At 63.9% G+C, this 12863-nt stretch carries 15 protein-coding genes and 2 pseudogenes; 10 read left to right on the top strand and 7 right to left on the bottom strand.

Annotation, left to right across the window (positions count from 1 at the left end):
* Positions 1-31 precede the first annotated feature (31 nt).
* Positions 32-1327: an MATE family efflux transporter gene (locus H4I97_RS14595; RefSeq protein ID WP_182307664.1), complete on the top strand. Its 1296-nt coding sequence runs from the start codon at positions 32-34 to the stop codon at positions 1325-1327.
* On the opposite strand, the gene H4I97_RS14600 is transcribed toward H4I97_RS14595, so the two are convergent.
* Together H4I97_RS14600 and H4I97_RS14605 are read right to left on the bottom strand one after the other, a co-directional pair.
* The gene (locus H4I97_RS14600) at positions 1303-2391 is read right to left on the bottom strand and encodes a quinone-dependent dihydroorotate dehydrogenase (RefSeq protein ID WP_182305370.1); all 1089 of its coding nucleotides are present in this window, start codon (positions 2389-2391) and stop codon (positions 1303-1305) included. The two genes, H4I97_RS14595 and H4I97_RS14600, sit on opposite strands and share 25 nt — an antisense overlap.
* A complete protein-coding gene (locus H4I97_RS14605; protein ID WP_182305371.1) occupies positions 2388-2735 on the bottom strand; it encodes a DUF952 domain-containing protein in 348 nt (115 codons plus the stop codon). Before H4I97_RS14605 ends, H4I97_RS14600 begins: the two co-directional genes overlap by 4 nt.
* Positions 2736-2852: 117 nt before the next feature.
* Between H4I97_RS14605 and H4I97_RS14610 the strand changes: the two genes are divergently transcribed.
* The 6 genes and pseudogenes from H4I97_RS14610 to H4I97_RS14630 all read left to right on the top strand — a co-directional run bounded on the left by H4I97_RS14610 (position 2853) and on the right by H4I97_RS14630 (position 6009).
* Positions 2853-3287 (top strand): hypothetical protein, encoded by a 435-nt coding sequence (locus tag H4I97_RS14610; protein WP_182305372.1) that lies wholly within the window; start codon positions 2853-2855, stop codon positions 3285-3287.
* A gap of 97 nt (positions 3288-3384) precedes the next feature.
* Positions 3385-4029: a response regulator transcription factor gene (locus tag H4I97_RS14615; RefSeq protein ID WP_182305373.1), complete on the top strand. Its 645-nt coding sequence runs from the start codon at positions 3385-3387 to the stop codon at positions 4027-4029.
* Between the two features lie 159 nt (positions 4030-4188).
* Positions 4189-4399, top strand: a pseudogene (locus tag H4I97_RS24925) (helix-turn-helix transcriptional regulator); the annotation flags it as partial.
* A 68-nt stretch (positions 4400-4467) separates the two neighbouring features.
* Positions 4468-4853, top strand: a pseudogene (locus tag H4I97_RS24930) (S24 family peptidase); the annotation flags it as partial.
* Between the two features lie 13 nt (positions 4854-4866).
* On the top strand, positions 4867-5541 hold the full coding sequence (locus H4I97_RS14625; protein ID WP_182305374.1) for a thermonuclease family protein: 675 nt from the start codon (positions 4867-4869) through the stop codon (positions 5539-5541).
* Positions 5542-5595: 54 nt separating this feature from the next.
* Positions 5596-6009 (top strand): tellurite resistance TerB family protein, encoded by a 414-nt coding sequence (locus tag H4I97_RS14630; protein WP_182305375.1) that lies wholly within the window; start codon positions 5596-5598, stop codon positions 6007-6009.
* A 14-nt stretch (positions 6010-6023) separates the two neighbouring features.
* Here H4I97_RS14630 and H4I97_RS14635 read toward each other — a convergent pair whose 3' ends face one another.
* On the bottom strand, positions 6024-6899 hold the full coding sequence (locus H4I97_RS14635) for a transporter substrate-binding domain-containing protein (RefSeq protein WP_182305376.1): 876 nt from the start codon (positions 6897-6899) through the stop codon (positions 6024-6026).
* A gap of 58 nt (positions 6900-6957) precedes the next feature.
* Between H4I97_RS14635 and H4I97_RS14640 the strand changes: the two genes are divergently transcribed.
* Complete coding sequence (locus H4I97_RS14640) at positions 6958-8952, top strand: glycosyltransferase family 2 protein (protein WP_182305377.1); 1995 nt, start codon at positions 6958-6960, stop codon at positions 8950-8952.
* Between the two features lie 74 nt (positions 8953-9026).
* Positions 9027-10265 (top strand): MFS transporter, encoded by a 1239-nt coding sequence (locus H4I97_RS14645; protein ID WP_244658659.1) that lies wholly within the window; start codon positions 9027-9029, stop codon positions 10263-10265.
* A 137-nt stretch (positions 10266-10402) separates the two neighbouring features.
* Here the strand turns inward: H4I97_RS14645 and H4I97_RS14650 are convergent, their stop codons facing one another.
* Together H4I97_RS14650 and H4I97_RS14655 are read right to left on the bottom strand one after the other, a co-directional pair.
* Complete coding sequence (locus tag H4I97_RS14650; protein ID WP_182305378.1) at positions 10403-10765, bottom strand: hypothetical protein; 363 nt, start codon at positions 10763-10765, stop codon at positions 10403-10405.
* A gap of 201 nt (positions 10766-10966) precedes the next feature.
* Positions 10967-11212 (bottom strand): hypothetical protein, encoded by a 246-nt coding sequence (locus tag H4I97_RS14655; protein ID WP_182305379.1) that lies wholly within the window; start codon positions 11210-11212, stop codon positions 10967-10969.
* Between the two features lie 103 nt (positions 11213-11315).
* Between H4I97_RS14655 and H4I97_RS14660 the strand changes: the two genes are divergently transcribed.
* On the top strand, positions 11316-11618 hold the full coding sequence (locus H4I97_RS14660) for a hypothetical protein (RefSeq protein WP_182305380.1): 303 nt from the start codon (positions 11316-11318) through the stop codon (positions 11616-11618).
* Here H4I97_RS14660 and H4I97_RS14665 read toward each other — a convergent pair.
* Together H4I97_RS14665 and H4I97_RS14670 are read right to left on the bottom strand one after the other, a co-directional pair.
* Positions 11615-11797 (bottom strand): hypothetical protein, encoded by a 183-nt coding sequence (locus H4I97_RS14665; protein WP_182305381.1) that lies wholly within the window; start codon positions 11795-11797, stop codon positions 11615-11617. The two genes, H4I97_RS14660 and H4I97_RS14665, sit on opposite strands and share 4 nt — an antisense overlap.
* Positions 11798-11800: 3 nt before the next feature.
* Positions 11801-12784, bottom strand: a complete 984-nt coding sequence (locus tag H4I97_RS14670) for a peptidoglycan-binding protein (protein WP_182305382.1) — start codon at positions 12782-12784, stop codon at positions 11801-11803.
* Positions 12785-12863 lie beyond the last annotated feature (79 nt).

The following is a 12863-nucleotide window of genomic DNA, read 5'->3' on the forward strand; positions in this document are numbered from 1 at the left end:
AGCAAGAGACAGCTTCGACGTCACCCACAGGATGGTGCTTTCGATCGCCGTGCCGATGACGCTCGGCTTTCTGACGACGCCGTTGCTCGGTCTCACCGACACCGCGGTGGTGGGGCGGACGGGCGATGCGGCGGCACTTGCCGGTCTTGCGATCGGTGCGGTCCTCTTTGACCTGATCTTCTCGAGCGTCAGCTTCCTGCGCGCCTCGACGACTGCCCTTGTGGCGCAGGCTCTCGGCCGCGGCGACAGACACGAGCAGCAGGCCGTCTTCTGGCGGGCACTCGTGCTTTCGATCGGACTCGGCCTCATCATTCTCGCCGCCTCGCCATGGCTGCTCTCCGTCGGCCTGCGGATGATGGGCCCGGAGGGCACGACCGCCGCCGCAACGGCAACCTATTTCTCGATCCGGATCCTTGCCGGACCGCTGACGCTCACCAATTTCACCATCCTCGGCTTCGTCCTGGGACTCGGCCGCGGCACGACCGGACTTCTGCTGCAGACGATCCTCAACGGCACCAATATCGTCCTCTCGATCTATCTCGGTCTCGTTCTCGGCTGGGGTGTGGCTGGCGTTGCCTGGGGCACGCTGATCGGCGAAGGGATGGCCGCCGCCGTCGGGCTTGCGCTCATCATTCCGCGGTTTGACCGGAAGGACGGACCGACGGTCGCCGAGATATTCGATCGCGCCAAGCTGTCGGCGCTCTTTGCGATCAACCGCGACCTGATGATCCGGACCTTCACGCTGCTTGCCGCCTTTACGCTTCTGACACGCATCGGCACCGGCTTCGGCGCCGTCGTTTTGGCGGCAAACGCCGTGCTGATGAACTTCTTCATGATCGCGAGTTTCTATCTCGACGGCATGGCGAACGCCGCCGAGCAGATCGTCGGACGAGCGATCGGCGCCCGTTTCCGCGAAGGATTCGACCGTGCGATCAGGCTCACCGCCCTCTGGTCGTTGGGGCTCGCGCTGGTGTCCTGTCTGTTCTTCCTGATCTTCGGCAATGCCATCATCGACTTCATGACGACGGCTGCCGACGTCCGTGTTATCGCCGCGAACTATCTGCCCTGGGCGGCTGTCACTGCGCTCACCGGTGCGCTGGCGTTCCAGATGGACGGCGTCTACATCGGCGCGACATGGTCCCGGGAGATGCGCAACATGATGCTGCTCGCCTTTGCGGGTTATGGTCTGTCGTTAGCGCTATTCGTGCCGCTTTTCGGCAATCACGGCCTCTGGCTGTCGCTCAACCTGTTCCTGGCCTTGCGCGGTCTTCTGCTACTTCTCCGCCTGCCGGCGCGGGTGCATCAGAGCTTCACCGAAAGCCATTGATCTAGGCCGCTGTCGCGCAGATCGCGGATCGACGCCACGTCTTCCCGATCGAGCAGCGCCGACAATCCGCGCAGGATCCGCCCCGGCAGTCCCGGACCTTCGTAGACCATGCAGGAATAAAGCTGCACGAGATCGGCTCCTGCGCGGATTTTTTCGAGCGCGGTCTCCGCCGAGGACACGCCCCCGACACCGATGATCGGCAGGGCCGGACCGACACGTTTGCGCATCCTTGCAAGCACCGCCGTCGAGCGCGCGAAGAGCGGCTTGCCGGAAAGGCCGCCCGCCTCTGCAGCCAGGCGCGGATCGCTGAGGCCGTCACGCGACAAGGTCGTGTTCGAGACAATGAGGCCGTCGAGATCGTGGCTCATCACCTCCGCCGCAATGTCGTCCATTCCCTCTTCGGTGAGGTCCGGCGCGATCTTCAGAAAGACGGAAACCCGCTTGCCGGTTCTTGCCGCCTCATCCTCGCGGGCGGCAAGTACGGCCGAGAGCAGGGCGGCCAGGCTTTCGCGGGCCTGAAGGTCGCGCAGCCCCGGCGTGTTTGGCGAGGAGATGTTGACGGTGAAATAGCTCGCCACGGAATAGAAGCGGCGGATGCCGATGACGTAGTCTTCGATGCGGTCGGCGCTGTCCTTGTTGGCCCCGATGTTGACACCGACGATGCCGCCCGCGCCACGCGCGCTGAGCCGTGCGAAAGCGGCGTCATGGCCCTCGTTGTTGAAACCGAGACGGTTGATGACCGCTTCGTCCTTCTCCAGACGGAAGATGCGCGGCCGCGGATTGCCGGGCTGCGGCTTCGGCGTGACCGTGCCGACCTCCGTGAAACCGAAGCCGAGGCGCAGGATGGCATCCGGCACCTCGGCGTTTTTGTCGTAGCCGGCGGCAAGGCCGAGCGGATTCGGGAAGACGATCCCCGCCACCGTCTGCTTCAGGCGGGTATCGGCAGGCACGCGGCAGCCGGGGACGAAGCCGGTCTTCAGGGCGGCGATGGAGAGGCCGTGCGCCGTCTCTCCGTCGAAGAGAAAGAGCCCGCGACGCGCGAGTGTCTTGAAAGGTCCGGTCATGCGCTGAGCTCCGGAAAGATGTGGAGGCCGTCCGGTCCGAGCGGCAAGGGCTTCTGCCAGGCAACCAGCGAAACCGGCAGCTCGCCGTAGAGATGCGGGAACAGGTCGCCACCGCGGGAGGGCTCGAACTTCAACCGGTCGCCGAGAGCAGACACCGGGACAGCGACCAACAGCAGACCCTCGACACCGGCGAAATGCAGCCGGGCCGTTTCGCGTACCTGGGCGTCGGTCGAGAAGTGAATATAGCCGTCCTTGAGGTCAATCGCCGCACCGGTAAAAATACCGTCGGCCTCTGCCTTTTGCCACAGGTCTCGGGGTACTATCTTGTATATGAGAGTATGCAAGAGCTCATCCTTTTCTGCCCGGTGACGGCGCAGGGAGGGTTTGCCGCAAACGGCGCACTTTGTCCACGGCGACAGGACGGGAACGGGTGCAGACCAACGCTTTTTTGGAGAGAAACCATGAGATTCCAGCTTCTCTTGCCAGCTATCCTGCTCGCCGTGACCGGGCCGGTGTCCGCCAGCGCCGAGGAGCCGACGGACGGGCGCTTCCGGCTGGAAAAATCGGGCGACGCCTTCGTGCGACTGGATACGCGAACGGGTGCCATGACGCTCTGTCGCGAACAGGACGGCGCGCTGGTCTGCCGAATGGCGGCCGATGAACGCGCGGCTTACGAGGAGGATCTCGGCCGGCTGGAAAAGCGCGTAGAGGCGCTCGAAACGGCCGTAGCTGCCGCCCAGCCGCTCGCCGGACGCCAGCGGGAAGAACTGCCGTCGGACGAGGAAGTCGAACGATCGATCGGCATCATGGAGCGCTTCATGCGCAGCTTCTTCGGTCTGGTCGAAGAGTTCAAAAGCACGGAAGAAAAGACCGGGCCGGCGCCCGATCGCACCTAGACACTAGACTATTGTATATATTGTCAGGTGTCGCTAAAAGACAAATGACCGCCCTGCAGGCGTACCGGGCCGGTCGCTCTTGGGAGGGAGCCAGCACATGACAGCACTCACCATCATCATCGCAGACGATCATCCGCTTTTCCGGGGAGCCCTTCGGCAGGCCGTCGACGGCATGGAAGGGAAGAAGACGGTCATCGAGGCGGGTGATTTTGAGGCAGCGCGCAAGGCCGCGTCGCAGCACCCGGACGCCGATCTTCTGCTGCTCGACCTCGCCATGCCGGGTGTCAGCGGCTTTTCCGGACTGATGGCGCTCAGGGCCGAATTCGCCAATCTTCCGATCGTGATCGTGTCGGCGAGTGACGACCAGACGACCATCCGCCGGTCCCTGGAACTCGGTGCTTCCGGATTCATCTCCAAATCGTCGGGCATCGACGACATCCGTACCGCCATCCAGACCGTGCTCAAGGGCGACATCTGGACGCCGGCCTTCTATGAGGGTGGGCAGGAGGATCCGGACGTCGCCGATCTCATCGCCCGGCTGCGCACCCTCACGCCGCAGCAGAGCCGCGTGCTCGGCATGCTTGCCGAAGGACTGCTCAACAAGCAGATCGCCTACGAGCTCGGCGTTTCGGAAGCGACGATCAAGGCTCACGTTTCGGCGATCCTGCTGAAGCTCAAGGTCGACAGCCGGACTCAGGCTGTGATTCAGCTCGGCAAGATCAACATGGCTATGGTCGCCTGATAGACCGAAGCCTCCACGTCCGCGCATATTCGCCGACTGCGGTCGCCACAAAGGATTTTATTCCTCTTTTGCTCTTTACTCCGGCGATCAGCTTGAATAAAGTCCGGGCCGAGCGGAAGGCCCGTCTCTGCCCGTTGTTTCCCTGGAGCATGAGCGACGATGCTATCGCATGACAGTATCTGGAGCGCGATCGACAAGCTGGCGGAGCGCAATCAACTGACGCCCTCCGGCCTCGCCAGACGGGCGGGTCTCGACCCCACCTCTTTCAACAAATCGAAACGCGTCGCCGCCGACGGGCGCATGCGCTGGCCCTCGACAGAATCCATCGCCAAGGTGCTCAAAGCGACCGGAGCAAGCATCGACCAGTTCATGAGCTACATGCAGCCGAACGACGGGCGCGTAAGCGTGGTCCAGGGCGCACTACCGGCGACGCCCGGCGCCATTCCGCTGATCGGCTTTGCGCAGGCCGGGGCCGGCGGCTTTTTCGACGACGGCGGCTTTCCCGCCGGCCAGGGCTGGGATCTCGTCGAGTTCCCGGCCTCACCGGATCGCAAGGCGGGCGTATATGCCCTGGAAATCCAGGGCGACAGCATGTTGCCGCTCTACCGGGACGGCGACGTGCTGATCGTCGAACCGGATGCTCAGGTACGCCGGGGTGACCGCGTGGTGGTCAAGACGCGCGAAGGCGAGGTCATGGCCAAGGTGCTGGCACGCCAGACAGCAAAATCGATCGAGCTTCTCTCGCTCAACCCGAACACCCCAATCGCAGCTTCGACATGGCCGACGTTGAATGGATCGCCCGGATCATCTGGGCGAGCCAGTGAGACCGTTTCAGGCATGCGTCGTGCGGCGGTGATTGCAAGCGGTGTCGTGATCCTCGCCTGGGGTTCGGCCCTGGTGAGCGCAGGCACCCGCCTGCGTTCCGTCCTTCCCCCGCCGAAAACGGAAACCGCCGTCGCCCGGCCACAAGCGCCTGCGCCCGTCGTCGAGCGTCGACGCGTCCGGGCGATCAGCCCAGGACAATTCGTTTCCCCGATCGACGGACCCGGTGAGGCGCTGGAACGCATAGCGCCCCGGCCGCCCCTTGGCGGAGAAGACGAGGAGAAGGTGAAAGTTGTCCTCCTGCAACGTCCGTGGTCAGGCGCCGCAGGCTTGCTCGCCGCGCGCGGCCGGAGCGTCAGACTGGCGGGAGTCATGCCGACCGCGGTCGGGCGGCGCTGTCCCTCCGGAAGCGGCGCACCCTGGCCATGCGGTGTGGTGGCACGCACGCAGCAGCGCATGCTGATCCGCAACCGTACCGTCGCCTGCGAACAGAATGGGGCGGATGAGAAGGCCGTGTTGGTGACCGTTTGCCGTGTCGGCGGAACAGACATCGGCGGTTGGCTCGTGCGCAACGGCTGGGCGGAGGCCGAACCCGGATCGGTCCTCGCGGAACTGACCTCCACCGCGCGCCGGGAGCAGCGCGGCATTTTCGGCGACGATCCGCGGGACGGCCTGAACAGTCGGCCTTGAAACACCGTCGTGCCACGCCTACTCTACGGAAAAACAACGAGGTTTCTTCCACACATGAGCAAGCGCCTGACCACCCAGGAAGCCCTGATTTTCGTCATGGTAATGGCCTCCGCCGTCGACAACATGATGAACGACAAGGAGCTCGGCCGTATCGGTCAGCTAATCGACGTGCTGCCGATCTTCGACGGTTTTGACAAGGAAAAGCTGATCGAGGTGTCGCGGCGTTGCGCCGATATCCTTGCTGGCCCGGAAGGGCTGGATATTGCCCTGGAAGTCGTCCGGGACACCGTTCCGCCACGCAGCTACGATACGGCCTATGCGCTCGCGGTCGAAATCATGGCGGTGGATCTCTGCATTCGCCCTGAGGAAATCCGGCTCCTGCAGATGCTGCGTGACCGTCTGACGCTGGACAAGCTCACCTGCGCAGCGATCGAGCACAGCGCCGTCGCCCGCTATCGGCCCGCTTGAGCTTCATCGGCTCGTCAGTAGAGGCTGTAGGGAAAATAACGCAGATAGATTTCCTGCAGCCTTCCGTCGCGAGATATCGCGGCAAGCGCGCTGTCGATGGCCGCGGTCAGCGACTCTTCGTCCTGCCGCAGCATGATCGTCAGCCCCTCGCCGAGAAATTTTTCCGAGACGTAGGCGCCGTCCATCATCGTGCAGCAGTGGCCGGACGCCTCTCCGGCCGTCCAGAAAGACAGCTGCAGCGCATCGGCGAAGACCGCGTCTACCTTCTTTTCCTTCAGCGCCTGCAGCATCGCGCCGCGATCGGCAAAACCGGTCGCGCGGATATCGGGGAAGAAAGCCTTCAGCATGCTCTCATGAGCCGTGCCCGTCACGACGCCAACGGGGCGACCGGCCAGGCCTGCAACGTCGCCACCGGGGATCTCGACGCCAGCATTGCGGACGAAGCGCGCAGGCAATTGCATGAAGGGGCGAGAAAACGAGAAGCGGCGCCGGAGTTCCGTCGTTACGCCGACACCTGCAATGACCGCCTCCCCCTGCCCTTCCGAGAGAGCCTTCTCCAGATCGGCATACGGCATCGCCTGAATCTGGCATTTGGCTTCGATGTCGAGTTCCGCGCAAATCTCACGGGCGAGTTCCACGTGGAAGCCGGCAAGGCGCCCCGTCTGATCGGCAAAGTTGAACGGGGGAAAGTCCGTCGTCGTCAGGAAGCGCAGCCGTAGCAAGGTCGATAGATCAGGACGTGGCAACCGCTCGTTTGCATCGAAAAGTACAGGAAGCTGTTGTGCGGCAGCCGTCACAGGCAAAACTGCCGCAGATAGCAGAATGAAACCAGACACAAGGAATGCGAGCACACCCTGTAAATTCAGGGATGAAACTTTTGCGTGTGCCATTATGATCCATTCCGGGATAGGCTGGGGCGTCATCGTTCGATGACGGTTTATCAGAAGCATGCAAGCCGGGGAATACCGAGGGGAGCCGAACGGCGCCGCCTGGCAGGTGGCGACTGTGCGTTCCGACGGCAGCAAAGTCGCTGCCGGCGCAGGCTTTTCCCATGCATTTCAGGCGGAGGCGCAGGCGTTGCGCCAGCTCGGCTTCTCCAAACCCTTCATCAGCAACATGGCGCGCCGGGCGCGCGCAAACGGAAGTACGATCGAACAGGAGCTGCTGGCCGACGGTCGCGTCGACGAGCAGGTGTACTATGCGGCGATGGCGCGCTTGCTCGGCCTGCCCTTCATGGAGGAGATCCCGCCCGATCAGATCATGGATCGAACGGCGCTGGATGTACTCCTGCAACGTCCGGCCATCCTGCGTCTGCACGCTCCGGACAAGGCACCATTGACCGCCATAGCCCCGGAAGCCCGTTATCTCGCCGATCTGGCCGAACGTCTTGTTCACCATCCGATGCTCAAGGCCGCGCTGGTGGTCACACCGGCATCCTCCATCCGTCGATCCGTCTGGCAGGCCGGTGCGACACGCCGCGTTGCCTCCGTCTCCAACGCGCTGTTCGATGAAAACCCGCAACACTCGGCTCGCATCGTCATGACCGGCCGTCAGGGTTTCGTCGCCGGTGCGCTCCTGACCGGCAGCGCGGCCGCGCTGCTGCTCGCCTCTGGGCCGGTCGCGCTGACGCTCCATGTGCTGCTGTCCTCGCTCTATTTCGCAGCGATGATCTTGCGGCTCAGGGCACTCTTCCGTCCTCGCCGTCGCGAGATGCTGCCGGAGATGCTGATCGCCGACGACCCGCTGCCGGTCTATTCGGTGCTGGTGGCACTCTACCGCGAGGCGCCGGTCGCGGCTCAACTGATCGCTGCCCTGGAGCGGCTCGACTGGCCACGGTCCCGGCTCGACATCAAGCTCGTCTGCGAGGCCGACGACCATGACACCATCCAGGCAATCCGCAAGCTGCGCCCCGGACCGCACATGGAGATCATCGCCGTACCGCCGGGCGGACCGCGCACCAAGCCCAAGGCGCTCCTCTATGCCCTCGCTGGCGTGCGCGGCGACTATCTCGCAATTTATGACGCCGAGGATCGTCCGCATCCGGGTCAGTTGAAGGAGGCCTACGCCCGCTTTCGGACGGCGGCTCCCGAGGTTGCCTGTCTGCAGGCGCCTCTCATCATTACCAACATGCGTACCTCCTGCATCAGCACAGTCTTCGCTCTCGAATACGCGGCACTCTTCCGCGCACTTCTGCCGCTACTTGCCCGCTATCGGTTGCCGCTGCCGCTCGGCGGCACCTCCAACCATTTCCGTACAGCCGCGCTACGCGCCGCCGGCGGATGGGATCCTTATAACGTCACCGAAGATGCCGACCTCGGTATGCGTCTCTACCGGCTCGGCTATCGCTCCGAGACGATCCGCAGGCACACGTTCGAGGATGCGCCAACCGAGGCCCGGGTCTGGATCGGACAAAGAACACGCTGGTTCAAGGGCTGGCTGCAGACCTGGCTGGTGGTGATGCGTGATCCGGGACGTGCCCGCCGGGAGATGGGAACCGGCGCCTTCATCGTCTTCCAGTTACTGATCGGCGGCATGCTCATTTCCTCGCTGGGGCACCCTGCCATCCTTGTCTTCATCATCGCTTCGGCCGTAGCGATGTTTCAAAGCCCTGCAGAGAGCATCCATCCTCTGAAGAACCTGCTCTTCGGCGTCGATGCGATAAACATCTTCGGCAGCTACACCATCTTTCTCGGGCTCGGCGTCTCCGCCATGATCGAATACGAGCGACGCCTTCTCGGCTGGCGCTGGCTCGCCATACCTGTCTACTGGATGATGGTTTCCTATGCAGCCTGGCGAGCGGCTTTCGAACTGAAGGCGAAGCCGTTTTTCTGGAACAAGACGCCGCACGAGCCGCGCCCGGTTACGGTGCCGGCGACGGACCCAGCCACGGCTACGGCCACGGCGGACCAGCCCGACGCCACGCCTGAAGGCGGCCAGGCTTGACTGTCACAGGCGCCGACGCAAAGGATGCATGCGGACGAGCGTGACCAACACATGCCGGCAAAAAGGAGAAGCGCTTGGGAGAAGAACAGGCAAGGTCCGGCCCGTACACCTGGAAACGCGTACCCGGCGCCGTTTGGACCATCGGCTTCGTCTCCATGTTCATGGATGTCTCATCCGAGATGATCCACGCCCTGTTGCCTCTCTATCTCGTCGGAACGCTCGGCGCATCGACCCTGACCGTCGGTGTGATCGAAGGGATCGCCGAGGCGACCGCCTCGATCACCAAGGTGTTCTCCGGCGCACTGAGCGACTGGCTCGGCAAACGCAAGCTGCTTGCCGCGTCGGGCTATGCACTCGCCGCTGTTACCAAACCGGTCTTCCCGCTTGCGCCAAGTATCGGGTGGCTGGTCGCGGCTCGCTTCATAGACCGGATCGGCAAAGGCATCCGCGGCGCGCCGCGTGACGCCCTGGTCGCCGACATCGCGTCTCCGGAACTCAGAGGCGCAAGCTTCGGCCTCAGGCAATCACTCGACACCCTCGGCGCACTGCTCGGGCCGCTCTTCGCCATCCTCTTCATGTGGCTCTTCGCCGACAATTTCACAACGGTCTTCTGGATCGCCGTTGCTCCCGCGTTTCTCTCGGCCGGGCTCATAATGTTTGCCGTGAGAGAGCCACCGAACGTCGCGGCACGGCGAACTGCGCGCATGCCGCTTCGCCGTGCAGAACTCGTTCGTCTCGGCGCAGCCTACTGGAAGGTTGTGGTCGTCGCGACGGCCTTCACCCTCGCGCGCTTCAGTGAAGCCTTCCTGGTCCTCAAAGGACAAGACATCGGCCTTCCCCTCGCGTTTGTCCCGCTGGTGATGGTTGTTATGAACATCGCCTACACACTTTCAGCTTATCCGGCAGGTGCCCTGTCGGACAGGATGGACCGTATGACCCTGCTGGTCGTCGGGCTTTTCCTGCTCCTTGCCGCAGATTTCGTCCTGGCGTTTAGCGCCGGTTTGATTGGGCTGGCTGCCGGGGCGGCGTTATGGGGTTTGCATATGGGGTTTACCCAAGGGCTGCTCTCGGCGCTCGTCGCCGATACCGCCCCACCGGAACTGCGCGGCACGGCGTTCGGCGTATTCAACCTGATCACCGGAATAGCCCTGCTTGCCGCAAGCATGATCGCCGGCGGCCTGTGGGATATTGCCGGTGCCGAGGGCACGTTCCTCGGCGGTGCCGGCTTCACGCTCTGCACACTGATCGGCCTCGCTGCCTTGCGGATAGGGCAACGCGGAAGGCGGACAGAACGCAGGAACGGTGCAGGCTAAGGGAAAGCTGGAGCGGGTGAAGGGAATCGAACCCTCGTATTCAGCTTGGGAAGCTTCGAGAACGGTGAGTAATCACAACGCGGCGTGTCACTCAAGATTTTTCGTGATGCCTATCGAGCGGTGCTATTTCCGCACGCTCACCGCCCCCGCCCGCTCTGGCTCGCTTCGATCCGCTGCAGGATCTCGCGCGTCACCCGCATGTCGGTGGCGAGGCTGTTGAGTGTGCTTTCCACCGCCCGCATGGCCGTCGCCGAATCGGTCGCCTGTTTCTCGACATTGCCGATGCGGAATTCGTGATTGTCGATCAGCCGTGGCAGCGCCTCGAGGCTCGTCACCCGTTTGTCGATCCGGTCGATCGCCGCACGATTGGCGGATTGTCCGTCCGTCAGCCGCGCCCAGGTCGCTCCCCATGCGGCAATCCCGCCGGCGAACCCGATCAGGATCACGATCGTGTTGAGGTTCCACTCCCATTTCCAGGCTGGCGCCTTCACCGTGGTCATATCGCTGTCCTCGCTCAAGCCCCTGCCCCTTCAATCTTGGAAATGTCCCGTGGTTCGGTCGGAGAAAGTCACTTCCGGCATGCGGCGTCGCGTGCGCACTGGCGGTTGTTGGAGGCGATCGACGGCCCGGCCGTCGCGTCCTGCGATGCCGCCCGCGCCGTAGCGGGATCGGCAAACCGCACGAATTGATAGCCGGCGCCGTTAGTCACAAGCCTCGGCTGGCAACTCGCTGTCATGCATGAACACGAGACACTGATCACGATCCGAAAGACGATTGAACTCCGCATTGTTCTTCTCCATTTGCGTGATGCGCTCACCCGCCACTTTCGCCGCTTCGAGCCGGCCGGCGTCCTTCCCGTCACTCCGGCCGGCGAGATAGACCGGCCCGGAAACGAGCAAACCGCCGGCCAGCGCGGCGACGCCGAGTTTCAGATATTCGATGACCATGGTGCTTCCCTCTTGACGTGGCCGGCGCCATGCGGCAAGTCACCGGACGGCGGCAGAACAAAAATGGAACGGGATAGGGGCGCGAAACGCGAGGAGCGCACCAATGAAACACCGCCGAGGCATTGATCTCGCCCCGGAAGCATCAGCAGTTCCCGCCGTCGAACGGCGGTTCTTCGAGAGCCGCGGGGGCGGCCCTAACCCTGGAGCGGCCTATGTGCTGCCGCAGCACGTCGACATCGCGGCCATATGCCGGGCCTGCGGCCATACGACTGAGCTCTCCCGCGCAGCGCTGAAGGAAGCGGGCCTTGAGACGAAGCCGTTCGATACATACGAACACCGTCTCACCTGCACCGTATGCGGCAAGCGTGATGCGCGGATCGCGCTCGGCGAGTGCAGGCAGGGCTAGCCGATCAATCCGGAAACCGAATGCGCGAGCCACGCCACGCCGGCGAGCGCCGCAGCCGGCCCGGCATAACCCGGCCCCCAGCCGAGGGGAACCGGCCGCATCATGTCGGCATACATGCGCAGGAATGACCAGAAGACCCCGCCGATGATCAGCAGGATCGGGATAATGAAATCAGCCATCGGTCAGCCCTCCACGCCGGCGCGGATTTCCCGCACCGCGGCCACGATCTGCCCGCGCAGGAGGATGATCAGCGCGAGCGCGACCAGCGAGACGCCGCCGATCGCGAGCACCGTCTGCCACTGCGCACCGAGCAGGCCGGTCATGGTCGTGCCGATCGAGCCGCCCAGCGCGACGAGCCAGCTCGTGCGATCGGCCTTGGTCTTCACTTCCTTCTCCACCTTCGGCGGCAGGACGGGCTTTTCCTCGACGACGGGAGAGGCACTCACCTCCGGCCGCGCCGCCTCCCCGGGTGTCATCGCCAGCAGCGCCTTTTGCAGCGCCGCCCGCGTCTCCGGCCCGACATCGCCGTCGACCTCGATGCCGGCCGCCTTCTGGAATGTCCGGACCTCGCCCGGATGGTAGCCGAGCAGCACCAGCGAGATCCGCGTCAGCCGCTCCACCCGGTCGGCGAAGTTGGTCTTGCCGCCGTTGATGCGCTTGGTGATCGTCTCCACGTCGCCGCGATCGGCGAGGATGTTGAGCGACTTGCCGGTCGGGTTGCCGATATGCCAGTACCAGAGCGGCCCGAGGCCCTCCCACGGATCGGTGTTGATCATCTCCGGCTGCTTCTCGAAATCCGGCGGATCGAGGCCGATCGACCGGCACCAGTCGCGAAACGCGACATAGTTGCCGCGGCCCGTGACCTGCATCGCCGTCCGGCCCATGAATTTCTTGCCGTCGCCGTCCGCCGCCGGCGTATTGCCGAGGTCGGTGCGCGTGTCATAGCGCGCCTGCGCCTTCGTTGGGCCCCAGATCTCGCGATCGTAACGAAAATCGCCGCTTTCGTGCATCACCTGGGCGAGAAACTGCGCCAGCCGGTGCGGCCGGTCGAGCCCGACCTTGGCCCCGTATGTGTCGAGTGCCACGAGAATGGAAGCCATGTTGGCCTCGTTCACGCGTGACTTTGCAGCCGCGCGCAGCTGCGCCGGCGAGATGATCCCGGTCATGGGTGGTTCTCCTGAGGGCTAATTCAGATCAGCGGGCGCGCGCCGTTGTGGCCGTAGATTTCCGGCAGAGGCGGAATTT

Source organism: Ciceribacter thiooxidans, from assembly GCF_014126615.1.
GTDB classification, from domain to species: domain Bacteria; phylum Pseudomonadota; class Alphaproteobacteria; order Rhizobiales; family Rhizobiaceae; genus Allorhizobium; species Allorhizobium thiooxidans.

Bases quoted from the DNA above. Each gene is read 5' to 3' on its own strand.
- H4I97_RS14595 (WP_182307664.1), top strand. From the start codon at position 32: ATGGTGCTTTCGATCGCCGTGCCGATGACGCTCGGCTTTCTGACGACG.
- H4I97_RS14600 (WP_182305370.1), bottom strand. From the start codon at position 2,391: ATGACCGGACCTTTCAAGACACTCGCGCGTCGCGGGCTCTTTCTCTTC.
- H4I97_RS14610 (WP_182305372.1), top strand. From the start codon at position 2,853: ATGAGATTCCAGCTTCTCTTGCCAGCTATCCTGCTCGCCGTGACCGGG.
- H4I97_RS14615 (WP_182305373.1), top strand. From the start codon at position 3,385: ATGACAGCACTCACCATCATCATCGCAGACGATCATCCGCTTTTCCGG.
- H4I97_RS14625 (WP_182305374.1), top strand. From the start codon at position 4,867: ATGCGTCGTGCGGCGGTGATTGCAAGCGGTGTCGTGATCCTCGCCTGG.
- H4I97_RS14630 (WP_182305375.1), top strand. From the start codon at position 5,596: ATGAGCAAGCGCCTGACCACCCAGGAAGCCCTGATTTTCGTCATGGTA.
- H4I97_RS14635 (WP_182305376.1), bottom strand. From the start codon at position 6,899: ATGGCACACGCAAAAGTTTCATCCCTGAATTTACAGGGTGTGCTCGCA.
- H4I97_RS14640 (WP_182305377.1), top strand. From the start codon at position 6,958: ATGCAAGCCGGGGAATACCGAGGGGAGCCGAACGGCGCCGCCTGGCAG.
- H4I97_RS14650 (WP_182305378.1), bottom strand. From the start codon at position 10,765: ATGACCACGGTGAAGGCGCCAGCCTGGAAATGGGAGTGGAACCTCAAC.
- H4I97_RS14655 (WP_182305379.1), bottom strand. From the start codon at position 11,212: ATGGTCATCGAATATCTGAAACTCGGCGTCGCCGCGCTGGCCGGCGGT.
- H4I97_RS14660 (WP_182305380.1), top strand. From the start codon at position 11,316: ATGAAACACCGCCGAGGCATTGATCTCGCCCCGGAAGCATCAGCAGTT.
- H4I97_RS14665 (WP_182305381.1), bottom strand. From the start codon at position 11,797: ATGGCTGATTTCATTATCCCGATCCTGCTGATCATCGGCGGGGTCTTC.
- H4I97_RS14670 (WP_182305382.1), bottom strand. From the start codon at position 12,784: ATGACCGGGATCATCTCGCCGGCGCAGCTGCGCGCGGCTGCAAAGTCA.